The organism is Caloramator australicus RC3, assembly GCF_000297115.1.
GTDB lineage: Bacteria > Bacillota > Clostridia > Clostridiales > Caloramatoraceae > Caloramator > Caloramator australicus.
The window spans coordinates 76,812-103,502 of the sequence record NZ_CAKP01000096.1; the positions used below are offsets into that span (position 1 = coordinate 76,812).

Sequence of the window (26,691 nt, forward strand, 5' to 3'; positions counted from 1 at the left end):
CTTATGTTTAAGTAATTTCCTTAGCCCCGTGAAGGATTGCTATTTTTACTCCTTTACGGGGTTCTTGCAAGATAAAGTCTTAATCTTAAGTGCTGGCACTTAAGTGGAGGTGAAATAATGAGGGAAATTCATGTAAATGAAATTATAAATGCTGTTAGGGATTTATGCATAGAAGCTAATTATTATTTGAATGAAGATATCAAAAATGCCTTTTTAAAGTCCAGGGATGAAGAAAGTTTTAAGCTTGCAAAGGATATTATGGATATTTTGATTAAAAATGCTGAAATTGCAAAAAATGAAAATATGCCGATGTGTCAGGATACAGGAATGACGGTGGTTTTTCTTGAAGTTGGTCAGGATGTTCATATTGTTGGCGGAAATTTAAACGATGCAATAAACGAGGGCGTAAGAAGAGGATACATAGAAGGTTATTTAAGAAAATCGGTGGTAAAAGATCCAATAGATAGGGAAAACACAAAGGACAATACACCTGCTGTTATTTGGACTAATATAATTCCTGGGGATAAGCTTAAAATAACTGTGGTTCCTAAGGGATTTGGAAGTGAAAACATGAGCCAGATAAAAATGCTAAAGCCTGCCGATGGAGTAGAAGGAGTGAAAGACTTTGTATTAAAAGTTGTAAAGGAGGCAGGACCTAATCCTTGCCCACCAATTATAGTTGGCGTTGGAATAGGTGGAACCTTTGAATTGTCGGCATACCTTGCAAAAAAGGCTCTTTTAAGACCCATCGATAAAAGGAATGAAAATCCATTCTATGCAAAACTTGAGGAGGAACTTTTAAATTTAATTAACGGCCTTGGAATTGGACCACAGGGATTTGGAGGAAGAACAACTGCCCTTGCTGTAAACATAGAAACCTTTGCAACCCATATTGCAGGACTTCCAGTTGCAGTTAATATAAGTTGCCATGCAACAAGGCATGCAGAAAAAGTCTTATAGGGGGGATAAAATGATTAGGATTACTACGCCTCTTACTGATGATGTTATAAAAAGCCTTAAGGCAGGGGATAGCGTTCTTTTGACGGGTTATGTATATACTGCAAGGGATGCAGCCCATAAAAGATTAGTAGAGCTCATAAAGGCTGGAAAAGAGCTTCCCTTTGATATAAAGGGGCAGATTATATACTATGTTGGTCCAACTCCAGCAAAGGAAGGCCAGCCTATAGGTTCTGCAGGACCAACTACAAGCTACAGAATGGACCCGTATACACCAGCCCTTTTAGATAAGGGACTTAAAGGGATGATAGGAAAGGGAAAAAGATCAGGTGAGGTTATAGAATCTATAAAGAAAAATTGTGCGGTATATTTTGCAGCAATTGGTGGTGCTGCAGCCTTAACAGCAAAATGTGTAAAAGAATCCACATTGATTGCTTATGAGGATTTAGGAGCAGAGGCTATAAGAAGGCTCTATGTTGAAGATTTACCCCTTGTTGTAGTTATAGATAGTGAGGGAAATAATTATTATGAAATAGGTCAAAGGGAATACCTAAGCAGCTTAAAATAGGAGGGGTGCTATGAAAATAGTAAAGCCTGCAAAGGCAGGGACTATGGAGTCTAACGATATTTACATAATGGTTTATCCAAATGAAAAGGGAAATGAAATTCAGCTTGATAGCATTGTCTTAAAACAGTTTGGAAAACAGATTGAAAAGATCATTATTGATACATTAAAGGAGCTTGATGTGGAAAATGCCCTTGTTGTGGCTAAGGATAGGGGTGCCCTTGATTATACAATAAAGGCAAGGGTCGAGACTGCTATAAAAAGAGCTTTGGAGTAAAATTATGGAAATGTCAAAAAGTCAAAATGTCAGGAGGCTGGCACTCATGAGAAGAAGTATGCTTTTTATTCCAGGAAATAATCCTTCCATGATACAGAATGCTCCAGTTCTTGGTGCTGACAGCATTATTCTCGACCTTGAGGATGCAGTTAGCATCGATGAGAAGGATTCTGCAAGATATTTAGTAAGAAATGCTTTATTGGAAATAGATTTTTCAGGCTGCGAGAGGGTAGTTAGGATTAATTCCATTGGGACTAACTTTGGATACGACGATATTGATGTTATTGCAAGGGTAAAGCCGGATGCTCTTATCATTCCAAAGGCTACTGAAGAAGGAGTTGAAGAGGTTGACGAACTTTTATCTGCAATTGAAAGGGAAGAGGGCTTTAAATTAGGGAGCATTAAAATTATTCCACTTATTGAAACTGCAATTGGCCTTGAGGATGTTTTTAATATCGTTAAATCTTCAAAAAGGGTTGTTGCAGTTCTTTTAGGTGCAGAGGATTTGACGGCGGATATGGAGATTAAAAGAACTAAAGAAGGGGAAGAAATTTTCTATGCAAGAAGCAAGGTTGTTTCAGTTTGTAAAGCTCTAAAGGTTGATGCAATAGATACACCCTTTACAGATGTAAATGATTTTGAAGGGTTAAGGAAAGATTCAGAAAAGGCAAAGCTTATTGGAATGACGGGGAAGGCTGCAATCAATCCAAGGCAGATCGATATTATCAATGAAGTATTTTCACCAAGCAAGGATGATATAAACTGGGCAAAGAGGGTAATTTCAGCCTATGAGGAAGCACAAAGGGAAGGGAAAGGAGTATTTTCCCTTGATGGCAAGATGGTGGATGCTCCAATCCTTCAAAGGGCAAAAAATATCATAGAAAAGGCAAAGGCAATAGGCCTTATAAAGGGGTGATAGCATGATCAATGCAGTAAAAAGGGAGATTCCTGAATATATCGAAGGCTATGGTAAAGTAAAACCCTTTATGGGAGCTTATGCAAATTATGGTGAAGTAAGAAAGGTTTCTACGAAGCTAAAGAGCGTAAAGCCAGGAGAAAACAAGATTTTATCTTCAATAAAGGAAGCCCTTTTAAAATGCGATATAAAGGATGGGATGACGGTATCATTTCATCATCATTTAAGAAACGGTGATTATGTTTTAAATATGGTTTTGGAGGAAATTGCAAAGCTTGGTGTAAAGGATATAACAGTTGCGGCAAGTTCCATATTTCCCTGCCATGCACCTTTGGTTGAACATATAAAAAACGGTGTTGTAACCAGGATTTACGCAAACTATATGTCAGGGCCTGTTGCTGAGGCGGTATCAAAGGGGCTTTTAAAATATCCCGCTATAATGCACACCCACGGAGGAAGGGCAAGGGCGATAGAGAGCGGGGATTTACATATAGATATAGCCTTTATTGCAGCACCAACCTGTGATAGCTATGGAAATATAAATGGAGTTGAAGGAAAATCAGCCTGTGGAAGCCTAGGATATGCCATTCCAGATGCTATGTATGCCGATAAGGTCGTTGCAGTTACTGATAATTTAGTTGATTATCCTGCATGCCCAATTGAAATAAGCCAAGAATATGTGGATTATATAGTTAAAGTCGATGAAATAGGGGATCCTAAGGGGATTGTTTCAGGAACTACAAGGATTACAAAGGATCCTGTAGGCCTTAAAATTGCAAAGCTTGCAGCACAATTAATTGACGAGTCTGGGCTTTTAAAGGATGGCTTTTCATTCCAAACTGGAGCAGGAGGCACATCCCTTGCAGTTGCTGCCTATGTAAAGGATATAATGAAAAGGAAAAATATAAAAGGAAGCTTTGCAGCAGGAGGAATAACAGGATACATCGTTGAGATGTTTGAAGAAGGATTATTCAAGGCATTATTTGATGTGCAGTGCTTTGATTTAAAGGCTGTTGAGTCCTATAAAAACAACAGAGCCCATCAGGGAATGTCTGCTTCCATGTATGGAAATCCCCACAATAAAGGGGCTGTTGTAAACAACCTTGATGTTATGATTCTTGGCGCAACGGAAATCGATACCGACTTCAATGTAAATGTTACAACAGGGTCAAATGGAATAATAATGGGAGGTTCTGGAGGGCATTCCGACACTGCTGCAGGATCAAAATTGTCAATCGTTGTAACGCAGCTTACAAAAGCAAGGCTTCCAATTATCGTGGATAAAGTTACAACTGTAACAACACCAGGTGAGACAATCGATGCTGTTGTAACCGAAAGGGGAATTGCTATTAATCCAAGAAGAACTGACCTTTTGGAAAAATTAAAGGATTCTAATCTTCCTATTTACACAATAGAAGAATTAAAGGCGATGGCTGAAAAACTAACAGGCATTCCTGAAAAAATTGAATTTGCAGATAAAATAGTTGCAATTGTTGAATATAGGGACGGTTCTGTTATTGATGTTGTTCGTCAGGTTAGGTGATTTTATGGAAATAGTTTTAACTAATGATTTAGAAAAGGTAAAGGAATTTTTAAAGGAATTTGATTTGAGCCTTGATGATGACGTGGATTTAACTTTAGTTGCAGTAGAGGATGATAAAATTATAGGAACCTGTTCTGCAGCTAAAAATATAATAAAGGGATTTGCAGTATCAAAGGACTATCAAAGTGAAGGTGTTGCATCAAAGCTCTTAACTAAAATTCAAAATATCCTCTTTGACAAGGGAATCTATGAGACCTTTATTTTTACAAAACCTGAGAATAAGAGTATATTTGAAGGTTTAGGATATAGGTTTGTAGAGGGAAACAGCGATGTTGCATTATTAGAGGGTGGGGCTGCAAATGTTCAAAAGTATGTCCGGGACATGTTTCTAAAAAGCGACCTTGATGATGGCGAAAAGGCAGCCCTTGTAATGAACTGTAATCCCTTTACTTTAGGACACAAATATTTGATCGAAACTGCAGCAAAGGAAAACGAAAGGGTTGTAGTTTTTATAGTTGAGGAAAATAAATCCCTTTTCCCCTTTGATGTAAGGCTAGAGCTTGTTAAAAAAGGAGTAAAGGATTTAAAAAATGTAACAGTAATTCCTGGAGGAAAGTATATAATATCTTCTGCAACCTTTCCAAGTTATTTTTTAAGAAAAGAAGATGATAGATTAAGGGCCTATACAAGGCTGGATGCGGCTATTTTTGGAAGATATATTGCAAAGGAATTTAACATAAAAAGAAGATATGTAGGGACTGAACCCTATTGTCCTGTTACAAACGCATATAATAATGCCCTTATGGACATATTACCAAACTTTGGAATAGAAGTTAAGATCGTCGAAAGGCTTATGAAAGATAATGTTGCAGTTAGTGCATCCTTTGTAAGAAACTTAATAAAACAGGGAAAACTTGAGGATACTAAGAAATTTGTCCCTGAAAGCACATATGAATTTTTAATATCTAAAGAAGCTGAAGATATTATAGAAAAAATAAAAAGGAGCGATAGTCCCCATTGATGAGGATACTTGAGGATAGGGAAAAACGGTTTTTAAGGATTTTAAAGTTAAATGAAGAATATAAGCTTCCTGTTATTTGTGGCAAAATAAATTACCCGGGAAATGATAAAAACACATTAAAGGCAGGCCTTGCCTTTAATGTGTTATATTCTCTTTTAAAGGATACATTCAAGGACCATGAGGTTTATTCTGAAACTAACGAAGGATTCGACGGAAAAAGTCTTTTAATGGTTCTTAATGTCCCGCCAAAGGAGGCAAAGAAAAAGGCAATTAATATAGAAGAGTTCCATCAATTAGGAAGGCTGTTTGACATAGATATATATGTTAATGGCCAGCCTATATCAAGAAGGGACTTAGGCCTCAATGTTAGAAAATGTATTGTATGTGGTGATGATGCGGGGATATGCACAAGACAAAAAAGGCATGATTTAAGGGAAGTTATTGAAATTATAGATAAAATAATTGATGATTATTTTGGGGCGTTGAGTTATGATGATATAAATTGGATGATAAAAAGATTTTATGAAAAGGAAGATGAGAATTGTTAAAAGACATGGAATTTTGTAACATGGTTGGACAAGTTCTTTTGGAGGGGATGCTTCTTGAGGTGATATCCCATCCATCACCTGGACTTGTTTCACCCTTTTCACAGGGAAGCCACAGCGATATGGATTATAATACCTTTTTAAGGAGCACTGCTGCCATTGCAAAGTATCTTCCTGATTTCGTCCATGTAGGCTTAAAATATGATGAAAATATTTTGGAGAAAATAAGAAATATAGGCCTTTTAGCAGAAGATGATATGTTTAGGGCAACCTATGGAATAAATACACAAAAGGGGCTTATTTTTCTTACAGGTCTTATAGGGGCAAGTGCAGGAAGATGCAAAAAATTAAATTTGAGTTTAAATAGGTTAAACATAGCAAATATTATTAAAGAAATCACCTGTGGAATAGTTGAGAAGGAACTTAAAAATATAAATAAGGATGGAAAGTTAACAAATGGAGAAAAGCTTTATTTAAAATATGGAGTTACTGGCATAAGGGGAGAGGTTGAAAAGGGGCTTCCAACTGTGTTAAAATGGGGATTACCTGCCTTTGAGGATGCATTAGGATTTGGACTATCGGTTAATGATGCCCTTATTCATAGTCTAATTTATATCATATCAAAATTGGATGACACGACAGTTTTAAACAGAAGGGGACTTAAAGGCCTTTATTTTATGAAAAATATTGCCAAAAACGCAATTTTCCTAGGAGCTATGAAAACCCAAATAGGCCGGGAGTATGTGGTTTATATGGATAAAATATTTAAGAAGAAGAACATAAGTCCAGGCGGTGCTGCAGACCTTCTGGCAGTAACCTATATAATATACAAACTGGAAAAGTGGGGGAATTGAAATGAATAAGCTTTTAGAAACCATCATAGAAAACAATAGAGTATGGACAGAAAAAGGAAAAGTTGCAACATATATACCTGAACTTTCAAAGGCAAACCCAAGACATCTTGGGATAGCAGTTTATACCGTTGATAATGAGGAATATTTTGCAGGCGATTATGATGTAAAATTTACTATGCAGAGCATCTCAAAGGTAGTCGCTTTAATGCTTGCTCTTTTAGACAATGGTAAAGAAATTGTATTTTCAAAGGTTGATATGGAACCTACAGCGGATACATTTAACTCAATAAGTAGCCTTGAAACAAGAACTCCAAATAAACCTTTAAATCCAATGATTAATTCCGGGGCAATAGTTACATCATCATTAATTAATGGCAGAAATGGCGATGAGGTTATTGAAAAATTTTTAAAGTTTACAAGAAAAATAACTAACAATCCACACATAGAAATAAATTATGATGTTTATAAATCTGAAAAGGAAACCGGACATAGAAATAGATCCCTTGCTTATTATATGAAGAGCATAGGTATAATCGAAGGAGATGTTGAGGAGGCCCTTGATGTATACTTTAAACAATGTTCCATCGAAGTAACATGCAAGGATATAGCAAGAATTGGTGCAATGCTTGCCAACGATGGGGTGCTTCCTTGGAATGGAGAAAGGGTAATTCCAAGACAGGTTGCAAGGATAGTTAAGACAATAATGCTAACCTGTGGAATGTATGATGCCTCAGGTGAATTTGCTGTTAAGGTTGGAGTTCCCGGAAAGAGCGGTGTTGGTGGAGGAATTTTAGCTTCAGTTCCATCAAGGATGGGAATTGGAGTATTTGGACCAGCCCTTGACAGCAAAGGAAACAGTATAGGTGGATGGAAGGTTTTAGAGGAAGTTTCAAGGGAATTAGATCTTAGTATATTATAAAGAATAAGGCAGGATTTACCTGCCTTCAGATTGTCGACAAACCATCTTTGGTGTTGAAATTTTGCAAGAGCCCCGTGAATGGATTTCAAAAAGGCATCTCTCATGAGCTCTAGCAATTCTTGCTTTTCGACTTTTCAAAAGTCCGTAATTCTGCACACGGACGTGCAGAGCCGAGTGGCCGACACGGATGTCGGCTCACGAGGGTAGGACTTTTGAAAACAAAGAAAAGCTTAGAATTGCTTAGCGAAATGAGCGAATGCCAGGGAAATCCTTCACGGGGCTTATCAAAAAACAACTTTTTTAACAGTCTGAAGGCAGGATTTACCTGCCTTATTCTGCTATTTTATTAGCCTTAATCTTATAATTCATCCCTGGAACAACGCCAGTGAATAGATACATACCGTTAGTATTTGTTCTTGTAAATTTAATTGGGGTTAATCTACCGTTTTCCTCAACTTTATATAAAGTTACGATAGCATTTGCAACAGGGGTATTATTGTTGTCCTTGATTACTCCAGATATAGTTCCTGCAAAAGCATTTGGATTTACGTTTAATTTTATAATTGTTCTTGCAACCATATTAGGTTTATCTATAAGGATGCTTGTTGAGTCGTTTACATAGCCAAGTTTAGAGGTGATTATTTTATATTGTCCCTGTGGAACTTCACCAAATATAAACTGACCGAATTCGTTTGTTGTAGTTGTTGCAATAATTTCTTCATTTCCATTTACAAGTTTAAATAACTTGATTGAGCAGTTGGAAAGGATGTTTCCCTCCATGTCATATACATCACCAGCGATGATGGAAAGGGTAGCTTTAGGATCGACCTTTAATGTCATATTTATTTCAAGCTGTTGTTTTGTTTGAAGTGAAAATGGAATAAGGTCGCAGAGCAAGTAGCCGTTAGCTATAGCAGAAATATGATATTGCATTGCTGGTGGGAAGGGTGAAAATACGTAAGAACCTTGAGCATCGGTATAGGCATGGGCAATAGGGTTATAGTTTTCATCAAAAATCTTCACAAGAGCTCCTTCGATAGGATTTGCGTTTTCATCTGTAACGGTTCCATAAACAGCTCCTGCCTCAACATTTGGATTTTCCTGAAGCGACAAGTCTATACGGATCTCTTCGCCTATTCCTGTTAGTTTTTTAGACTCCGATTGTCCTAAAACGTAAAGGTCATAAAGAACATTAGGATTTTGCTGAAGACTCATAACTATCCCCCTTTAGACAATTTTAGTATATCCTATGAAAAAATATATGAATATGTGACAAAATATAACAAATTATTTTACAAAATTGGTTTGTTAAAAAAATAATTATGTAGTATAATATTTATAGAAATTTTAGAAAAATAATAATTTTATTACAATGGGGTGGTGGATGTGGAATTTACTCTAACAAAGGAACAGGAACTTATGAAGGAAATGCTGCAGAAATTTGTAGAAAATGAGGTAAAGCCTATAGCAGCAGAAGTCGATGAAAAGGAAATTTTTCCGATGGAAACGGTTAAAAAAATGGCAAAGTTAGGCCTTATGGGAATACCATTTCCAAGGGAAGTTGGAGGTGCAGGAGGGGACTTTTTAAGTTATATCCTTGCTGTTGAAGAAATATCTAAAGCTTGTGCAACAACAGGAGTTATCCTATCTGCCCATACATCCCTCTGCTGCTGGCCTATATACAATTTTGGAACAGAGGAACAAAAGAAAAAATACTTACCATCCCTTTTAAAGGGAGAAAAGATAGGTGCCTTTGCCCTTACAGAACCCAATGCAGGAACCGATGCAGCAAGCCAGCAGACAACAGCAAAGCTTGAGGGGGATTATTACATCCTAAACGGCAGCAAAGTTTTTATAACTAACGGAGGATATGCCGATATATTTATAGTGTTTGCCATGACTGATAGAAGCAAAGGGACAAAGGGAATATCCGCCTTTATAGTTGAAAATGGATTTGAAGGCTTTGAAATAGGGAAAATAGAAGAAAAGATGGGAATAAGGGGCTCATCAACAGCAGAGCTTATATTTAAGGACTGCAAAGTTCCAAAGGAAAACCTTCTTGGACAAGAAGGGAAGGGTTTTTCAATAGCTATGGCAACTTTAGACGGAGGAAGAATAGGAATCGCTGCACAGGCCCTTGGAATAGCCGAAGGTGCTCTTGAAGAGGCATTAAAATACATGAAGGAAAGAAAACAATTTGGAAAGCCATTATCAAGTTTTCAGGGACTTCAATGGTATATAGCTGAAATGGCAACAAAGGTAGAAGCAGCGAAACTTTTAGTATATAAAGCGGCATGGAAAAAGGAAAAGGGACTTCCGATAAGCCTTGATGCGTCTATGGCAAAGCTATTTGCATCAGAAACTGCAATGGAGGTTACAACAAAGGCAGTGCAAATATTCGGAGGATACGGCTATACAAGGGACTATCCAGTTGAAAGAATGATGAGGGATGCAAAGATAACGGAGATATACGAAGGAACAAGCGAAGTTCAAAAGATGGTAATATCAGCACATGTTTTAAAATAGGGGGGATAACATGAGAATAGTAGTATGCATAAAGCAGGTTCCGGATACAAACGAAGTTAAGATAGATCCTGTAAAAGGAACATTAATAAGAGAAGGAGTTCCAAGCATAATGAATCCAGATGATAAAAACGCCCTTGAGGAGGCTCTAAGGCTCAAGGATGAGTTCGGTGCAGAGGTTACAGTAATAACGATGGGACCACCTCAGGCGGAAAAGGTTTTAAGGGAGGCCCTTGCAATGGGAGCGGACAAGGCTATTCTTTTAACAGATAGGTTATTTGCAGGGGCAGACACATGGGCAACATCCTTAACCCTTGCAAAGGCGATAGAAAAGATAGGCTATGACATAATCTTTGCAGGAAGACAGGCAATCGATGGTGATACTGCCCAGGTAGGACCAGAGATTGCAGAACACCTTAATATTCCTCAGGTTACGTATGTAGAAAAGGTAGATGTAGAAGGAAGAACATTAAGGGTAAAAAGGGCCCTTGAGGATGGATACGAGATAATAAAGATAAATATGCCCTGCCTTTTAACCTGTATAAAGGAACTCAACAAGCCAAGGTACATGAACGTATATGATATATTTACATGTTATCAAAAGGAAATAAAGGTTTTAACTGCAGAGGATTTAGCACTTCAAAAGGAAGAAATAGGGCTTTTAGGTTCACCGACAAAGGTAAGAAAGACATTTACAAAGGAACCAAAGGGAAAAGGTGAGATAGTAAACCTTTCAGCAAAGGAAGCAGCAACATTTATTGCAGAAAAGCTAAGGGAAAAGCACTACATTTAGGGGGGATAATATGAGCGTATGGGTTATAGCAGAACAAAGAGACGGGTATTTGCAAAAGGTAGCCTTAGAACTTTTAGGAAAGGGAAGGGAGCTTTCAGAAAAGCTTGGAGTAAAGCTTACAGCAGTATTGGTAGGATATGAGGTAGAAAAACTTGCAAATACCCTAATAAAGCATGGGGCAGATGAGGTAATAGTTCTTGAGAATATTCTTTTAAAGAACTATACAACCGATGGATATACAAATGCCATAGAAAAAATAGCAATAGAAAGAAAACCTGAGATTATATTGATAGGAGCAACAAACATAGGAAGGGACTTAGGCCCAAGGCTTGCAGCAAGACTAAAGACGGGACTTACAGCCGACTGCACAGGGCTTGATATAGATGAAAATACTAAAAATCTATTAATGACAAGACCAGCCTTTGGTGGAAATTTGATGGCGACAATAGAATGTCCAAACCACAGACCACAAATGGCAACAGTAAGGCCGGGAGTATTCCCACTTCCATGTCCTGATGATAGAAGGGAAGGAAGGATAGAGAAAATAGATGTCAAGATAAAGGAAGAGGAAATAAGAACAGTTGTAGAAAAGATAGTAAAATCTCTTGATGAAAAGATAGATATAACAGAGGCAAAGGTTATAGTATCAGGGGGAAGAGGAATAGGAAATAAAGAAGGATTTGAGATGCTTAAAGAGCTTGCTCATCTTTTAGGGGGAGTAGTTGGAGCAAGCCGTGCAGCAGTAGATGCAGGATGGATAGGAAAGGATCATCAGGTAGGACAGACAGGAAAAACTGTAAGACCAAAGCTTTATATAGCATGTGGCATCTCAGGTGCAATTCAGCATCTTGCAGGGATGCAGGAGAGCGAATATATAATTGCCATAAACAAGGATGAAAATGCCCCAATAATGTCCATTGCAGACCTTGGAATAGTTGGAGATGTTTATAAGGTCCTTCCAGAGCTTATAAATGAAATTAAGGCCTATAAGGATAGTTGTGAGATAGTTAACCTATAATAAAGGGCCACAATATATTGTTAAGTCAATATATTGTGGCTTGTGGCTTCAGACTGTTGAAAAAGTTGTTTTTTGATAAGCCCCGTGGAGGATTTCCCTGGCATTCGCTCATTTCGCTAAGCAATTCTAAGCTTTTCTTTGTTTTCAAAAGTCCTACCCTCGTGAGCCGACATCCATGTCGGCCACTCGGCTCTGCACGTCCGTGTGCAGAATTACGGGCTTTTGAAAAGTCGAAAAGCAAGAATTGCTAGAGCTTATGAGAGATGCCTTTTTGAAATCCATTCACGGGGCTCTTGCAAAGTGTGAACTCAAAAAAGAGTTTGTATACATTCTGAATATATTGTCAAGTCAATATATTGTGGCTTTTATACCGCTATTTCATTTTCGAAATTTATTTGTATTTCTCTCAGCCTTCTAAAATCGAAATTAGGAATGTGGATTTGCTTTAAAAATTTTATGCTATCATCAAAATTATCTATTAAGTTTAGATTATTGTTTTGCAATTCTTTAGCTAATAAATCGTTATAATAATTGCAGTAGGCAAAGTAATCTTTTCTTTCTCTATTGTAACTTTCATATTCTGATCCGCAGGATTCAATAACCTCACGGCAGAGGTAAAGGTTGCAGGGGTGAGGCCTTAGTGTAAAATGAAGCTTACAACCGTTTTTGTCAAAAAATGGGCAAAGCTTAAAGAAAAGCTTTGAATCAAAATCCTTTGCTTGAGGTTTTAATTTATTATATTTTTCATCATCAAAATATCCTAAAACTTCGATGTTATATTTTTCGATCTTTGAATTTGAAAGATTTGCAATATCGTAAATAAAATCTTCCCTTCTAAGGTTTAAGATGTTTTTTATATCGATTAACTTATATTTGGGGAAATACCAGCAGCATCCCCTCATTTTAACTTTTAGATACGATGTTGATTCTAAAAAGCCATAGCAATTTCCACAATAGGAACATTTAAAAAGCGGAATGTTATCATGCACTATGAGGTTTAAACTGTGCATATTATCATCCCCCTTACAGTATGATTTATAGCACAATAATAAATATATTTCAAATATGTAAATATTATGAAAAAATAAAGAATAATTTTAAACTAAAAGAAATTAAAAGAAATATCAAAAAAATTATTGAATATCGAGTAAAATTAAAATTGTTTATTAAGTTTTACAAGAATATAATTAAAATAAAGAAAATATTAGCTTTTCGATGGGCAGGTATAGCTCAATGGCAGAGCTCCGGCTTCCCAAGCCGGCTATGCGGGTTCGATTCCCGTTACCTGCTCCATTTTTTGTATCTTAAAAGTCTTTTAAACTTTCAAAAATCTTTATCAAATTCTATTATAAAAACAGAGCTGGATTGCTAATTCGCTTCAATACGTTCTAAAAGCATCTTGAAATTGCCGAAAGTGCCAGGATGAAGCAATTTGCAGCTTAAAACTGAAAAAACTAGTAAAGGAGAAAAGAAGATGAAAGGGAAATGTTATTATTGTGGTAAAGAAATATCGAGAGTTTCAGTTACAAAACATTTAAAATCATGTCTTAAAAAGGAAGAGTATCAAAACAAGGTTAAGCTGGAGAGGAAAAGAAGGAAAAACTTATTTTTACTACAAGTAAGTTATAAATATAATCCGGATGATTATTGGATGTTTATTTCAATTGATGAGAATTCATCATTAAGAGAATTAGACATTTTTTTAAGAGATGTATGGGTTGAATGTTGTGGCCATTTAAGCGTGTTTAAAATTGAAGGAATTGATTATGACGTTGATGTAGAAAGTGCAAATGAATATGGTTTAATTTTCGAAAAAGAATATGAAAGTATGGATGTAAAAATAAAAAATGTATTGCGCGAAGGACTAACTTTTAGTTATGAGTATGATTTTGGTAACACAACGCATATTACAATAAAGGTTTTAGGCAAGCAAAAGGGATATCAGCTCAGTAGAATTGAGATAATGGCAAGAAATAATCCAAAAGAATATAAATGTTCTAAGTGTGGGAATAAAGCACGCTTTTACTGCTATGAATGTAGCAATTACTATTGTGATGAATGTATTGAAAATGATAGAAGCAATTGTTATCATGAAATAATTTATGAAATAATTGAAGGACAGAATTCACCAAGATGTGGAGTATGTGGATATGTTTATAATGAAAAGGGAGAGGACGAATATTTACCTAAGATAAAAAGCCTTTTCTGAACAATATAAATCCTTCATACTTACTCCATCATTCTTAATTGTTCTTTTCAACCCCTGAAAACTATGCTATAATTAAATCACTATCTTTTCACAGGTGTTGATATGGAAAACGAAATTCTTTTAAAAGCCATTGAAAAACTGCTTGATGAAAAACTTAAGCCTATTTATCAAGAACTAAATTCAATTAATTCAAAAGTTGATTCTATTGAATCAACTCAACAAACCATCCTTAATTTCATCTCAGAAATTGATAAAGAATTTTACAAAGTTGAAGAAACTTATAAGTTCATGAACGATTTGAATAAAGTCCTTAATCAATAGGCCTCTTTGTAGGTCTTATTTTTTTTGTTTCTATGTCAAAAAAGTTTTACATACGATATGAAACGGCTACCTATTCCATTTTTTATGTCTAAAACATCAAATTTTGTTGAAACATTGCAAATTATAGTATAAAATTTTGAATTGTGGAGAATAGAATTTAACATTGGAAGTAGGTGGACTATGAAACTTACCAGCATCTTTAGTGTAAGCCCAGGTGATGTGCTATCCCAAACCATCATAGATGCTAAGGGGAATATTTTATTAAGGGAAGGCGTAGTTTTAACACAAAAGTATATAAATAAGCTAATAGATTTAGGTATTTTGTATGTTTATATAAAGGACAAGAATTTATCTGATATACCAGGTCAGGATTTGCATTTTTTAGAAATTAAAACACAGGCAGTAAAAGCCCTTAACAAGGTTTATTCAAGGGTGCATAATGTTAGTAATGGAGATTTTAAGGAAACATTAAAGACTATAAATGAGCTTGTGGAATATCTGATAGACAATAAAGAAGTTAATTTTATGTATTTAACTGAGTTAAAGACCTATGATAACTATACTTTTGTTCACTCTTTAAATTCCTGTGTTGTTTCCTTGTTTTTAGGGGTTCAAATGGCTTATTCTAAAGCAATGCTAATAGATTTAGGAGCAGGGACGCTTCTTCATGATATAGGAAAAATGAAGATTCCCCAAAGCATTTTAAATAAAAATGGTAAGTTAACTGAAGAAGAATACGATGTAATGAAGACGCATCCTGAAATAGGCTATGAAATGATTAAAAGTATGAATAGCATAAATGAAAGAGGAAAAAGTATAGTATTAGAACACCACGAAAGATATGATGGAAAGGGCTATCCTTATGGGCTTAAAGGAAATGAAATATCAAAGTATGCAAGGATAGCCTGTGTTAGCGATGTTTATGATGCTCTAATTAGTGATAGAATATATAGAAGGGCCTTTCCCCCAAATGAGGCCTATGAGTTTATATTAGCTTCCTCTGGAACGTTTTTTGATCCGGAAATTGTTGACCTTTTTAGAAATCATTTTTGTGTATATCCATTAGGAATTGAAGTTAAGCTTTCAAATGGATGCCATGCCTATGTAATTGGACAAAATAAGGGTTTCCCCGACAGACCAAGGGTAAGAATATTTAAAAATGAAGAAGGCAAAGAAATAGAACCCTATGATATTAATTTGGTGGAGAAAATTAATGTTTGTATAGAAAACATAATTTTTTAGGTGATTTTATGAGTATATTGTTTATTGTTAACCCCAAGGCAGGTAATGGAAAGGCATTAAAAGTATCGGATAAAATTCAAGAAAAGATGAAAATTTTAAAAAAAGATTATGAAATTGCCTACACAAAGGGACCAGAGGATGCGATAACCATTGCCAGGGAGGCCTCGAATTCTTTTAATAAAATTGTTTCCGTAGGCGGGGATGGAACTTTAAATGAGGTAGTCAACGGAATAGCAGGAAGCAGGTCTATCCTTGGAGTTATCCCTGCAGGAACAGGGAATGATTTTGCAAAGACAATTTATCCAAGCCTTAACATAGATGATATTCTTAAGACTATTATTGATGGAGAAGTTAAGAGTATAGATATAGGAAAATGCAATAATAAATACTTTATTAACATAGCAAGTGCAGGTATTGATGCAGAGATTGCCCATAGGGTTCAAAGGGTTAAAAAGCTTTTACCAGGAAAATTAGCCTATCTAAATACACTTTTAAAAACATTAGTAACTTATAAAGGAATAGATTTTAATATAAAACTTGATGATGTTTCCTTTAGGGCAAACACTTTGTTAATTACAGCCTCCAATGGCAAATTTTATGGAGGAGGTATGATTCCAACTCCAGATGCAGACATTAAAGATGGATATTTTGATGTTTGTCATATTAAAAATTTAAGTAAAATAAAAATAATTGCACTTTTATATAAATTCTTAAAGGGAACCCATACACAGATTAAAGAGGTTACAATATTTAAAACTAAGAGATTGAGCATACAAGCAAATAAAAATTTTATCGTAAATATTGACGGTGAAACTTTGGAAACAAATGAGGCAAACTTTGAAATAAATAAGGAATTTATTAATATATTACTACCTAGGAATAAATAATAACTTTAAAAAATATATTTATATAAGAGCAATCTAAAGGGTTCTTTATGGAAAAGATAATTATAATCGCCATCTTTACAGAGGCCATATGGGAAACTTTAAAGATGATAAAAAAGGATAAGTATTTTAATATTGACAGGATAGGAGCTATTTTAGTTTCAGTTTTTATGTGCATAATTTTTGACTTTGATATTTTTTCTACCTATCTTGGATTGACAAAAATAAATTATGTAGGCAATATTCTTACGGGTATTTTAGTGAGCAGAGGTTCAAACTTTGTTCATGATATATTAGGGATGGTTTCAAGCATGTATCAGTCAAGAAAAACAGCAATTTAAATATTGAAATTTTCAGAAAAGTAGACTATAATAAAATTAAAAGTGAATATTTCAGTCAAGGGTGCTCTTAGGAGCTTAAAAGGGAAAGCGGTGAAAATCCGCTGCAGCCCCCGCTACTGTATACGGCGACAAATCCAATACCCACTGGGAAACTGGGAAGGGTTGGAGGAGGAGGACCCGTGAGCCAGGAGACCTGCCTTTGATGTTGGCTAATCCTTCGGAGGGAAGGGAATGGCGTAGTTAAATACAAGTATTTATATGAAGTTAAGCCTACCCTTTGGTAGGCTTTTTTACGTATAAAAGCTCCCAACGAAGGTTGGGAGCATTTTTTTAGAAAAGGAGGATAACATGAAACTTTTAAAACCAACTCTTGATAATATCAAGCCTCTTGATAAGGATGCAGTTGAGATGGCGTGGAAGCACATTGACAATTTAACAAAGCCTATTGGTAGCTTGGGGATGTTAGAAGAAATAGGAGCTAGATTTGCAGGGATTACGGGTAAGCTTCACAATAAGGTCAAAAAGAAAAATATAGTTATAATGGCTGCAGACAATGGTGTTGTTGAAGAAGGTGTAAGTTGTGCTCCAAAGTTTATTACTAAAGTAGTTACAGAAAATTTTACAAGAGGAATAACTGGTGTATGTGTTTTAGCAAAACAGGCGGGTGCAGACCTTACAATAGTAGATATAGGTGTAGATGATGACTTTAACAATCCTAAAATATTAAACAAAAAAATAGCTTATGGAACAAAAAATATTGCAAAAGAAGCTGCTATGAGCTATGAGGATGCTATAAGAGCTGTTGAAGTTGGAATTGAAGTAGTAGACAAGCTAGTTATGGATGGTGTTGATCTTCTTGGGACAGGTGAAATGGGGATAGGCAATACTACAACTTCTGCTGCAGTTCTGTGTGCTTTATCAGGTTTGTCTCCGGATATTGTAGTAGGTAAAGGGGCAGGTCTTACTGATGAGCAGCATAAAAATAAAATTAATGTTGTTAAGAAGGCCCTTGAAATAAATAAACCTAACAGAAATGATCCTATTGATGTTATTTCAAAGGTTGGAGGATTTGATATTGCTGGATTAACAGGTTGTTTCCTGGCTGCAGCAAAAAACAGAGTTCCTATAGTAATTGATGGTTTTATTTCATCAGCAGCTGCACTTTGTGCTGTAAGGTTAAACCCTTTAGTTAGGGATTACATATTTCCATCCCATCTTTCAGCAGAGCCGGGAGCAGTATATATGATGAAGGAATTAGGTTTAGAGCCGATGATCAATTTAAAGATGAGGCTTGGTGAGGGATCTGGATGTCCATTAGCCTTTATGATAATAGAGGCAGCACTTGCAATAGTTAATGAGATGGGAACTTTTGAAGAGGCAAATATTGTAAATGACTTTTTAATAGATATAAGGGAAAAGTAGGTGATATTTTGATAAGGTTAATAAGTGGAGGTGTAAGATCAGGAAAAAGCACCTTTGCAGAAAAACTTTTAGAGAATAAAAATGATGTTGTTTATATAGCTACTATGAGAGCTATTGACGATGAGATGGATGAGAGAATAAATTTACATAAAAAAAGACGAAATGCTACTTGGAGAACCTTTGAAGGAACATATAATTTAGTTGATGCAGTTGGAAGTGAAAAATATTATTTGCTTGATTGTTTAACAAATCTTATATCAAATATTATGTTCGATGTAACAAAAGATTTAGAAATAATTGATTATATTAAACAAAAGGAGATAGTAGATAAAGTTATGAAGGAACTTGTAGGCTTAATAAAAAGGATTCGTGAAATAGATGGTGATTTAATTATAGTGACTAATGAGGTTGGGATGTCAGTTGTTCCAGAAAATTATATTGCAAGGGTGTTTAGGGACATTCAAGGAAGGGTTAATCAGATGGCAGCCGCTATATCAGATGAAGTTTATCTTGTGTTTTTAGGAATTCCACTTAAAATAAAGTGATCAAAGCTTTTATTTTAAGTTTACAGTTTCTGACTCGGCTGCCAGTAAATATTAAAGTCGATTTTAATGAATCAACAATTAAAAAGATGACTTTTTTCTTTCCGTTTGTTGGGGCAATTATTGCAATGATAATTAATATTCCTTTTATGATAAATAAATTTAATAAAGAATTAGAGGCCTTTTTTTCCTTAGCGTTATGGATTTTTATAACTGGAGGATTACATATAGATGGTCTTTCAGATACATGTGATGGTTTTTTTTCAGGAAGGGATAAGGAAAAAATCCTTGATATAATGAAGGATAGCAGGGTAGGAACTTTTGGAGTTATTGCGATTGTCTTTGATATTTTAAGTAAATTTCTTATTTTGAAAAATTTATCGAGAAAAAGCTCATTAATCGCTTTAATTTTAGCTTTGGGATGGGCAAGATTGTTTACTTCGTTTTTATTTACTTACGGTAAAAGTGCAAGAAAAGACGGACTCGGAAGTTTATTTACAGGAAGGGATAGGCAAGTTTATTTTATTTTTTCTGTGGTTATTTTTGGAATATTATCTTTTGTTTTAGCTGGTTCAAGGTTTTTTATATTGTTAATTATCGGAATTTTAAATACCCTGTTGGTAATGAGATTATCTTATAAAAAGATAGAAGGATTAACAGGAGATATTTATGGGGCTTCTATAGAATTAAATGAAATAGTTCTTCTTCTGTCATGGGTGGTGTTAGAGTGGATTTATATTTAGTGAGACATGGAGAAAGTGAAGATAATGAATTAGGTGTTTATTCAGGGAGTTCAGATTGCAATTTGTCTTTGAAGGGGATAGCAAATGTAAAGGCTTTAAAACCATATTTAAAAAAAATAAAATTTGAAAAATGTATATCTAGTCCATTAAAAAGATGCATTCAAACGGCAAATATTTTATTTACAGGACCCTTTGAGATCGATGAAAGATTAAGGGAAATAAATTTTGGTATTTTTGAGGGACTAAGTTATAATAGCATTCTTGAAAGATTTCAAAAAGAAGTTATGGAATGGAACAAGGATTTTGTAAACTATAAAATTCCAAATGGCGAAAGTTTAAAGGATTTATATATTCGCACAGAAGAATTTATAAAATCTTTAGATATGAATAATAAAAAGTTATTAATAGTTACCCATGGAGGAGTAATAAGATGTTTTTTATGTTATGTCTTTAATGATATAAATTTATTTTATAAGTTTCAAGTTGACCCAGCATCTATAACTATCATATCTATTCATGATGATTTTACATATATTAAGGCCCTTAATGTAAAATCAATTATTCCATATAGGGGGGATTAAAATGCGAAAAATTATATTTTTAACTTTGTTTTTATTATTTCAAATTTCAAGTATTGTTCATGCAATGCATATTTCAGAAGGATTTTTGCCTATAAAATGGGCGATATTTTATTTTGTTATTTCATTTCCAGTTATATTTTTAGGAATGAAAAGGGTTATAGAAATTTCAAACAAAGAAAAGGATTCAAAGCTTTTATTGGCCCTTTGTGGAGCATTTATATTTTTGCTTTCTGCTTTAAAATTACCTTCTGTTACTGGTTCATGTTCACATCCAACAGGAGTTGGACTTAGTGCTATAGTTTTTGGTCCGTTAGTTACTTCGGTTTTATCCATGTTGGTATTATTATTTCAAGCTATATTTCTGGCTCATGGAGGGTTAACAACATTAGGAGCAAATACTTTTTCTATGGGCATAGTTGGTCCTTTTGTTTCATTCTTAATTTATAAGTTTTTAAAGGATAAAAATAAAAAGCTTTCAGTGTTTTTAGCAGCTGCTCTGGGAGATTTATCAACTTATGTTATAACTTCTATTCAATTAGCTCTTGCATTTCCGTCGAATAATGGAGGGTTTTTTGCTTCATTAGTGAAATTTCTTGGTATTTTCGCATTGACTCAAATTCCTTTAGCTGTTGTTGAGGGGATATTTACTGTTATAATTTTTGATTATTTATTTGAAAATACTAGGCAAAGTTTTAAATTATGGGGGGAAAAACAGTGAAAAGAAATTGGTTGTTAGGATTAATAGCATGTTTAATAATAATAACATCATTGCTAATAGGTTCTCAAAGAGGAGATTTGGGAGGTGCTGACGATAAGGCGCAGGATGTCATATCTGAGGTTGCTCCAGATTATAAGCCATATTTTAACAGTATATTTGAGCCCCCTTCAGGTGAAATAGAAAGTTTGATTTTTGCACTTCAATCTGCCGGTGGAGCTTTCATTATTGGGTATGTTTTAGGAAGGAAGAAAAATGATAAAAGAGATAATCTTGTTTTCAAAGAACAGCAGAGCTAGAAGTATTATTCCTCAAAAAAAATTTATTTTATGCATTTTGATTATAGTATTTAATGGATGTTTTAATAGTTTTAGACAGTTTTTAATCAATTTTGTAGTTTTAATTTTTCTACATCTAAAATATGAAACGCCTATTATAAAAGTTTTAAAATATGTTTTTTCGTTAACATTATTTTATATTTTAAGCGGCATAACTTTTTTAATAGATGGAAATTTTAGCTTGTTTTATTTAATGTGTTACAGAGGATTTATAAATTCTCTTTCGATAACATTTTTTATATTTACAACTCCATTAGATGATATCCTATTTATTATGTCTAAAAATAAAGCTTTAATAGATTTAGTTGATATTGCAAAACTTATGGAAAGATTCATAATCGTGTTAGAAGATGAACTTTCAATAATGATAAAGTCAGCAAAGTCAAAGGGTGGTTTTGACTCTAATATAAAAATGATTAAAACAAGTGCAAAGATTGGAGCCTTACTTTTTAAAAATATGTTTTTTAAATGGCAAGAAATAAAAGTTTCAGTTGATTCACGTTGTTTTAATGGTAAGCTTTCATATTTCGATGTTAGTTTTAAAAAAAGTTTTTTAATTGAGATATTGATAGTTTTTATATTTATTATTAATTTAATAATTTTAGATTGCATGTAAAGGGGCGATAAGATGAAAAATGTTAAAGAATTTAATGTTAAAACAGTTACTTATATGGCGATATTAATTGCCTTATCCTTCATAGGGTCTTTAATTAAAATCCAAGGTTCAATTGCTTTTGATTCAATGCCAGGTTATTTTGCTGCAATAATTTTAGGACCCTATTTAGGTGGAATAGTAGCTTTGTTAGGGCACTTACTTACAGCAATAACAAGTGGCTTTCCTTTAACTATACCTATGCATATTATTATTGCTTTGGAGATGTTTGTATTTGCTTATGTATTTTCTATTACATATAAAAGGTATAATCCATATATAGCAACTGGTATAGTTACAATATTAAATGGTCCTATTGCAGCATTGATAGCATCTGCTATTTCAATTTTATTTAAACTACCATTAAATGGATGGCCATTATTTTATGCTGTAGTTATTCCGCTTACTATTGCATCTTTTTTAAATTCTTTAATAGCTGTTCTAATCTATAGAGTTATCAAACAAAAACTATAGATTGGTTTCATTAGATGAAGTTTTAAATTTGATAAAGTTAAAACCGGAAAAAACTGAACTTATTTTAACAGGACGCTATGCTCACAAGGAAATAATAGATATCGCTGACCTGGTTACTGAGATGAAAGAAATAAAACATTATTATTATATGAAGGGTGTAATGGCAAGAAAAGGAATTAAATATTAAAAACATTAAAACTGCAGGGATAAATATGTTTAAAAGTAAAATTAAATTTATATCTTTAGGTATAATTTTGACTATTATGTTGACTTTCTTATCTTGTGCTAAAACTCAAATACCTGAAGGAACAAAGGAAGCTTTCTAAAAAACAATTAGGTAGTAGTAACTTTAAGAAACAAGCTAAGAAAGTAGCCAAAATACATGAGAAGATAAGAAACCAAAGGGAAGATTTTTTGCAAAAGCTGTCCTCTAAAATTATAAACGAAAACCAAGTTATAATTTTGGAGGACTTAAAGGTTAAGAATATGTTAAGAAATAACAAACTATCAAAGTCCATATCAGATGTAGCATGGTCAAAATTTGCAAATATGCTTGAATATAAAGCATTATGGTATGGAAGAACAATAGTAAAAATAGATATGTTTTATCCATCAAGTCAAATATGTAATATATGTGGTTATAAAAATGAAGAAGTAAAAGACTTAAACATAAGGGAGTGGGAATGTCCAATATGTAGGACAGTCCACGATAGAGATGTAAATGCAATTAAAAATATATTAAAAGAGGGAAAGAGGATATTAGGTATAGCATAAGTAAAAACAGTAGGGTAGGGACTACTCGAATTAACGCCTGTGGAGATAGTAGGTAAAAGGTCAATGAAGCAGGAATCCCGCGACTTTAGTCGTGGGAGTTTCAAATAAATTATCAGGTAGAAATTTTGGATTTGCTTTTAAAATTAAAGGAAGAACTAAATATTACAATTTTTTGTGTATTACATGATTTGAATATGGCTTCACAATATAGTGATTTTTTAATAGCAATGAAGGATGGACGAATAATTAAAGTTGGAACACCTAAAGAGGTTATAAATAAAAATGTTATTAAAATGCTTTTTAATTTAGAAGTTTCTGTTTTTACAAATCCTATTAATAACAGGCCATTTATAGTTCCTTTGTCTAAATTGACGCAAATAAGGTGATAATATGAGGATTGAAAGATACAGGGATTTAACAATAATTGATTTAGACGATGAAAAATATCTTGTTGTTGCTTGTGATTCTTGTGGAGGGGTTGGAAAAAAAGAATTTGACGTTGTCAGAGCCGAGCCTGAAATAGTAGGTTATTATACCGCTTATGTTCCATTGGCTGAGGTTATATCTATAAAGGCACAGCCAATTACGATAATAGATACTCTTTCGGTTGAAATGGATAATTATGGAATAAAGATCATTGAAGGTATTAAAAAATTATCCAGGGAAGCTGGTTTGGTTGATTGTATTTTAAACGGTAGCACGGAAGAAAATTTTAAAACTGTGCAAACAGGTGTTGGAATTACTGTTATAGGATATCTTTTAAAAAAGAATTTTCCAATAACAACCCATGAAGGTGATATAGCGTTGATAGTAGGAATACCAAAGGTTGGAGAAGAAGTATTAGAAGATAAAGGAGAAATCTTGACGATAAAAAAACTTATTGAAATTAGGTCTATAAGCTATGTTAAAGAAATTCTTCCTGTAGGCTCAAAGGGGATTTATGTTGAGTTAAAGGAGATTGAAAGGGCTAATAATTTAAAACTGGTTTATAGAAATCAAATTGATATAGATTTAAAAAAGTCTGGAGGACCATCAACCTGTGCAATTGTTACATTAGAAGAAAAATATTTGGAAGATTTTAAATCGAAAATTGATATCCCTATACACATATTAGGAAGATTTTATAAGGAGTGATTAAATGAGAATAATGGTTCAAGGAACATCATCCTCCTGTGGTAAAAGTATAACTGTTGCAGCTCTTTGTAGGATATTTTATCAAGATGGTTACAGGGTATGTCCATTCAAATCCCAAAATATGTCATTAAATTCTTATGTGGATGATGAAGGATTAGAGATGGGAAGAGCTCAAGTTCTTCAAGCTCAAGCTGCAGGTATACAGCCAAGAGCTTTTATGAATCCAATTTTGTTAAAACCTACCACAGATAAAAAAAGTCAGGTTATTATAATGGGGCGTCCATACAAAAATATGGATGCAGTTGAGTATTTTGAATATAAAGCTAACCTTAAGGATAAAATTAAAGAAATATACAAAATGATAGAGAAAAATTTTGACATAGTCGTTATAGAAGGAGCTGGAAGTCCTGCAGAAATAAACTTGAAAGAAAATGATATTGTGAATATGGGTATGGCAGATATTGCAAATTCAAAAGTCATTTTAGTGGCAGATATTGATAAAGGTGGAGTATTTGCTTCAATTTATGGAACATACATGTTGCTTGAAGATGAAGAAAGAAAAAGAATAAAAGGAATAATTATAAATAAATTTAGAGGGGATAAATTACTTCTAAAAAGCGGAATCGAAAAAATTGAATCATTAATAAATGTTCCGGTTATAGGTATAGTGCCCTATTTTAATTTAAAACTTGAAGACGAGGATGCTGCAGGATACAGAAAGGAAAAGGCCAATGGCAAAATTAATATTAGGGTTATAAATCTACCTAGGATTTCAAATTTTACAGATTTTGATGCTTTTATGTTTGACGAGGATGTAACTATCAAGTTTATTGATAGACCTATTGAGCTTGAAGGTGCAGATATGGTAATAATACCTGGAAGTAAAAATACTTTAGAGGATTTAAGATGGTTAAAAGTCAGCGGATTTTATGATGAACTTTTAAAATTTGATGGTATAGTGTTTGGTATATGTGGCGGATATCAAATGATGGGGAATAAAGTAATAGATGTAGAAGGTTGGGAAACACAAAAGGGAGATTTTGAGGAGGGACTTAAGTTTTTTGATACAACAACTTTTTTGCTTGGAGATAAAAAGACAAGAAATATTTCAGGACAAGCTTTTGGTAAAAGAATAAAAGGATATGAAATACATATGGGAAAAACCATAAATAATAAAAATCCTTTTGTTGAAATAAATTTTGAAAAAGAAAATTATCTTGATGGAGATTATAAGGATAATAAGTATTTTGGAACATATGTTCATGGAATTTTTGATTCAGGAGAGTTTAGGAGTTTTATTTTAAATTTAATTAGGGATAAAAAGGGGATAAGAATAAAAAAGTCCGTTGATTTGGATGAAAAAAGGGAGGAGGAGCTTAATAAACTTGCGGACATTTTTAGACAAAATGTGGATATAGATTTCATATATAAGCTCATGAAAGAGGAAGAGTGATATGATTGATATTTTGTTAGGATGTATTTTAGATTTGATATTTGGTGATCCTTATTGGTTTCCACATCCTGTAAAATTTATGGGAAAACTTATTGCATTTGAGGAAAAGATTTCAAGAAGATTGTTTAGAGGTAATGGTTTATATTTTGCAGGATTTTTAATTGTTTTAATTAATATATCTTTAGCATATTTTATTCCATTTTATATTTTGAAAGCTTTAAGGTTTAATAAGTATATATATCATGCTGTAAATATATTTTTTATATATACTTTGGTGGCTGCAAGAAGTTTAAGGGATGAGGCTTTCAAGGTTTTTAAAGCATTAAATATTTCTTTAGATGAAGCAAGATATAGACTTTCTTTCATAGTAGGACGTGATACTAAAAATTTAGAAGAAAAGGAAATTATAAGGGCAACAGTAGAAACAGTTGCTGAAAATACTTCTGATGGAGTAATTGCTCCTATTTTTTTCCTGATCTTTGGAACTCCTTTAGGATTTGTTTATAAAATGGTAAATACAATGGATTCAATGCTTGGATATATGAAGGAAGAATATAGGTATATTGGTTTTTTCCCTGCTAAGACAGATGATATTTTCAATTTTATTCCTGCACGTATTACAGGATTTCTAATGATATTGTCAGGGATATTCAATTATGATATAAAGTATGCTTTAAAAATAATGATAAGAGATCGAAAAAATCATAAAAGTCCAAATTGTGCTTATCCTGAGGGTGCAGCAGCTGGACTTTTAAAGGTAAGGCTCGGTGGAGATAATTATTACTTTGGTGAACTTGTTAAAAAACCTACGATTGGTGATGCGGTTAGAGAGTTAGAAAAGGAAGATATATTAAAAACTATAAAAATAATGTTTAGAACAGAATTTTTGTTTTTAATAATTTCATTAATATTAAGTTTTTGGATTTAAGGAGGAT

31 protein-coding genes, 1 tRNA gene, 2 pseudogenes and 1 riboswitch are annotated in these 26,691 nt (G+C 33.7%); of the genes and pseudogenes, 32 read left to right on the plus strand and 2 right to left on the minus strand.

Translation table 11 applies throughout. From position 1 onward, the window contains the following. Positions 1-117 precede the first annotated feature (117 nt). From CAAU_RS09165 to glsA, 9 genes are read left to right on the plus strand one after another with little or no spacing between them, the layout of a single operon-like run. Positions 118-960 carry a fumarate hydratase gene (locus CAAU_RS09165; protein WP_008909156.1) on the plus strand — a complete coding sequence of 281 codons (843 nt, stop codon included), beginning with the start codon at positions 118-120 and terminating at the stop codon, positions 958-960. Positions 961-970: 10 nt separating this feature from the next. Next, positions 971-1,525 carry a Fe-S-containing hydro-lyase gene (locus tag CAAU_RS09170; RefSeq protein WP_008909157.1) on the plus strand — a complete coding sequence of 185 codons (555 nt, stop codon included), beginning with the start codon at positions 971-973 and terminating at the stop codon, positions 1,523-1,525. A 10-nt stretch (positions 1,526-1,535) separates the two neighbouring features. Beyond that, positions 1,536-1,799, plus strand: a complete 264-nt coding sequence (citD, locus tag CAAU_RS09175) for a citrate lyase acyl carrier protein (RefSeq protein ID WP_008909158.1) — start codon at positions 1,536-1,538, stop codon at positions 1,797-1,799. Between the two features lie 4 nt (positions 1,800-1,803). Continuing rightward, entirely contained in the window at positions 1,804-2,715 is a 912-nt protein-coding gene (locus CAAU_RS09180) for an HpcH/HpaI aldolase/citrate lyase family protein (RefSeq protein ID WP_423219154.1), read from the plus strand. Between the two features lie 4 nt (positions 2,716-2,719). After that, the gene (gene citF, locus CAAU_RS09185; RefSeq protein WP_008909160.1) at positions 2,720-4,258 is read left to right on the plus strand and encodes a citrate lyase subunit alpha; all 1,539 of its coding nucleotides are present in this window, start codon (positions 2,720-2,722) and stop codon (positions 4,256-4,258) included. A gap of 4 nt (positions 4,259-4,262) precedes the next feature. Further along, positions 4,263-5,279: a [citrate (pro-3S)-lyase] ligase gene (citC, locus tag CAAU_RS09190; protein ID WP_008909161.1), complete on the plus strand. Its 1,017-nt coding sequence runs from the start codon at positions 4,263-4,265 to the stop codon at positions 5,277-5,279. Then, positions 5,279-5,827 (plus strand): citrate lyase holo-[acyl-carrier protein] synthase, encoded by a 549-nt coding sequence (gene citX / locus CAAU_RS09195; RefSeq protein ID WP_040306398.1) that lies wholly within the window; start codon positions 5,279-5,281, stop codon positions 5,825-5,827. The genes citC and citX overlap by 1 nt, the downstream gene beginning before the upstream one ends. Then, positions 5,821-6,678 carry a triphosphoribosyl-dephospho-CoA synthase gene (locus CAAU_RS09200; RefSeq protein ID WP_008909163.1) on the plus strand — a complete coding sequence of 286 codons (858 nt, stop codon included), beginning with the start codon at positions 5,821-5,823 and terminating at the stop codon, positions 6,676-6,678. The genes citX and CAAU_RS09200 overlap by 7 nt, the downstream gene beginning before the upstream one ends. Position 6,679: 1 nt before the next feature. Continuing rightward, positions 6,680-7,597 (plus strand): glutaminase A, encoded by a 918-nt coding sequence (glsA, locus tag CAAU_RS09205; protein WP_008909164.1) that lies wholly within the window; start codon positions 6,680-6,682, stop codon positions 7,595-7,597. A gap of 330 nt (positions 7,598-7,927) precedes the next feature. Here the strand turns inward: glsA and CAAU_RS09210 are convergent, their stop codons facing one another. Continuing rightward, the gene (locus tag CAAU_RS09210; RefSeq protein ID WP_008909165.1) at positions 7,928-8,812 is read right to left on the minus strand and encodes an MSCRAMM family protein; all 885 of its coding nucleotides are present in this window, start codon (positions 8,810-8,812) and stop codon (positions 7,928-7,930) included. Positions 8,813-8,983: 171 nt separating this feature from the next. On the opposite strand from CAAU_RS09210, the gene CAAU_RS09215 reads away from it, so the two are divergent. The 3 genes from CAAU_RS09215 to CAAU_RS09225 are packed head-to-tail and all read left to right on the plus strand — an operon-like array spanning position 8,984 to position 11,931. Then, entirely contained in the window at positions 8,984-10,123 is a 1,140-nt protein-coding gene (locus CAAU_RS09215; protein WP_008909166.1) for an acyl-CoA dehydrogenase, read from the plus strand. Between the two features lie 10 nt (positions 10,124-10,133). Beyond that, positions 10,134-10,913: an electron transfer flavoprotein subunit beta/FixA family protein gene (locus CAAU_RS09220; protein WP_008909167.1), complete on the plus strand. Its 780-nt coding sequence runs from the start codon at positions 10,134-10,136 to the stop codon at positions 10,911-10,913. Positions 10,914-10,923: 10 nt separating this feature from the next. After that, on the plus strand, positions 10,924-11,931 hold the full coding sequence (locus CAAU_RS09225) for an electron transfer flavoprotein subunit alpha/FixB family protein (protein WP_008909168.1): 1,008 nt from the start codon (positions 10,924-10,926) through the stop codon (positions 11,929-11,931). Positions 11,932-12,296: 365 nt separating this feature from the next. On the opposite strand, the gene CAAU_RS09230 is transcribed toward CAAU_RS09225, so the two are convergent. After that, positions 12,297-12,941 (minus strand): hypothetical protein, encoded by a 645-nt coding sequence (locus CAAU_RS09230; RefSeq protein ID WP_008909169.1) that lies wholly within the window; start codon positions 12,939-12,941, stop codon positions 12,297-12,299. Between the two features lie 209 nt (positions 12,942-13,150). On the opposite strand from CAAU_RS09230, the gene CAAU_RS09235 reads away from it, so the two are divergent. From CAAU_RS09235 to cbiB, 20 genes and pseudogenes are all read left to right on the plus strand, one after another. After that, a tRNA-Gly gene (locus CAAU_RS09235) sits at positions 13,151-13,224 on the plus strand. Positions 13,225-13,363: 139 nt separating this feature from the next. Next, on the plus strand, positions 13,364-14,140 hold the full coding sequence (locus tag CAAU_RS09240) for an IS1096 element passenger TnpR family protein (protein ID WP_008909170.1): 777 nt from the start codon (positions 13,364-13,366) through the stop codon (positions 14,138-14,140). A 102-nt stretch (positions 14,141-14,242) separates the two neighbouring features. After that, a complete protein-coding gene (locus tag CAAU_RS09245) occupies positions 14,243-14,461 on the plus strand; it encodes a hypothetical protein (protein WP_008909171.1) in 219 nt (72 codons plus the stop codon). A 180-nt stretch (positions 14,462-14,641) separates the two neighbouring features. Next, positions 14,642-15,703, plus strand: a complete 1,062-nt coding sequence (locus CAAU_RS09250) for an HD-GYP domain-containing protein (RefSeq protein WP_008909172.1) — start codon at positions 14,642-14,644, stop codon at positions 15,701-15,703. Between the two features lie 8 nt (positions 15,704-15,711). Then, positions 15,712-16,590, plus strand: coding sequence for a diacylglycerol/lipid kinase family protein (locus CAAU_RS09255; RefSeq protein WP_008909173.1), 879 nt, complete (start codon positions 15,712-15,714; stop codon positions 16,588-16,590). Between the two features lie 47 nt (positions 16,591-16,637). Beyond that, entirely contained in the window at positions 16,638-16,928 is a 291-nt protein-coding gene (locus tag CAAU_RS09260) for a hypothetical protein (RefSeq protein ID WP_008909174.1), read from the plus strand. A gap of 42 nt (positions 16,929-16,970) precedes the next feature. Next, positions 16,971-17,143, plus strand: a riboswitch (cobalamin riboswitch). A gap of 133 nt (positions 17,144-17,276) precedes the next feature. Continuing rightward, positions 17,277-18,350, plus strand: coding sequence for a nicotinate-nucleotide--dimethylbenzimidazole phosphoribosyltransferase (cobT, locus tag CAAU_RS09265; RefSeq protein ID WP_008909175.1), 1,074 nt, complete (start codon positions 17,277-17,279; stop codon positions 18,348-18,350). Between the two features lie 8 nt (positions 18,351-18,358). Further along, the gene (cobU, locus tag CAAU_RS09270; RefSeq protein ID WP_008909176.1) at positions 18,359-18,895 is read left to right on the plus strand and encodes a bifunctional adenosylcobinamide kinase/adenosylcobinamide-phosphate guanylyltransferase; all 537 of its coding nucleotides are present in this window, start codon (positions 18,359-18,361) and stop codon (positions 18,893-18,895) included. Beyond that, positions 18,892-19,635, plus strand: a complete 744-nt coding sequence (gene cobS / locus CAAU_RS09275; protein WP_040306401.1) for an adenosylcobinamide-GDP ribazoletransferase — start codon at positions 18,892-18,894, stop codon at positions 19,633-19,635. The genes cobU and cobS overlap by 4 nt, the downstream gene beginning before the upstream one ends. Next, positions 19,620-20,216, plus strand: coding sequence for a histidine phosphatase family protein (locus CAAU_RS09280; protein ID WP_008909178.1), 597 nt, complete (start codon positions 19,620-19,622; stop codon positions 20,214-20,216). Before cobS ends, CAAU_RS09280 begins: the two co-directional genes overlap by 16 nt. Beyond that, a complete protein-coding gene (locus tag CAAU_RS09285) occupies positions 20,212-20,934 on the plus strand; it encodes an energy-coupling factor ABC transporter permease (protein ID WP_040306403.1) in 723 nt (240 codons plus the stop codon). Before CAAU_RS09280 ends, CAAU_RS09285 begins: the two co-directional genes overlap by 5 nt. Further along, the gene (locus CAAU_RS09290; protein WP_008909180.1) at positions 20,931-21,230 is read left to right on the plus strand and encodes an energy-coupling factor ABC transporter substrate-binding protein; all 300 of its coding nucleotides are present in this window, start codon (positions 20,931-20,933) and stop codon (positions 21,228-21,230) included. Before CAAU_RS09285 ends, CAAU_RS09290 begins: the two co-directional genes overlap by 4 nt. Next, positions 21,187-21,885, plus strand: a complete 699-nt coding sequence (locus tag CAAU_RS09295; RefSeq protein ID WP_008909181.1) for a CbiQ family ECF transporter T component — start codon at positions 21,187-21,189, stop codon at positions 21,883-21,885. Before CAAU_RS09290 ends, CAAU_RS09295 begins: the two co-directional genes overlap by 44 nt. 12 nt (positions 21,886-21,897) lie before the next feature. Then, complete coding sequence (locus CAAU_RS09300; protein ID WP_008909182.1) at positions 21,898-22,395, plus strand: ECF transporter S component; 498 nt, start codon at positions 21,898-21,900, stop codon at positions 22,393-22,395. Beyond that, positions 22,391-22,582: pseudogene (locus tag CAAU_RS09305) on the plus strand (cob(I)yrinic acid a,c-diamide adenosyltransferase); the annotation flags it as partial. The gene CAAU_RS09300 and the pseudogene CAAU_RS09305, both read left to right, overlap by 5 nt. Before the next feature lie 113 nt (positions 22,583-22,695). Next, a pseudogene (locus CAAU_RS09310) lies at positions 22,696-23,169 on the plus strand (RNA-guided endonuclease TnpB family protein); the annotation flags it as partial. Positions 23,170-23,294: 125 nt separating this feature from the next. Beyond that, complete coding sequence (locus CAAU_RS09315; RefSeq protein WP_008909186.1) at positions 23,295-23,555, plus strand: ATP-binding cassette domain-containing protein; 261 nt, start codon at positions 23,295-23,297, stop codon at positions 23,553-23,555. Between the two features lie 4 nt (positions 23,556-23,559). Next, entirely contained in the window at positions 23,560-24,303 is a 744-nt protein-coding gene (locus CAAU_RS09320; RefSeq protein ID WP_008909187.1) for an AIR synthase related protein, read from the plus strand. A 4-nt stretch (positions 24,304-24,307) separates the two neighbouring features. Further along, positions 24,308-25,756, plus strand: coding sequence for a cobyric acid synthase (locus CAAU_RS09325; RefSeq protein WP_008909188.1), 1,449 nt, complete (start codon positions 24,308-24,310; stop codon positions 25,754-25,756). A 1-nt stretch (position 25,757) separates the two neighbouring features. Next, positions 25,758-26,684, plus strand: a complete 927-nt coding sequence (cbiB, locus tag CAAU_RS09330; protein WP_008909189.1) for an adenosylcobinamide-phosphate synthase CbiB — start codon at positions 25,758-25,760, stop codon at positions 26,682-26,684. Positions 26,685-26,691: the final 7 nt, after the last annotated feature.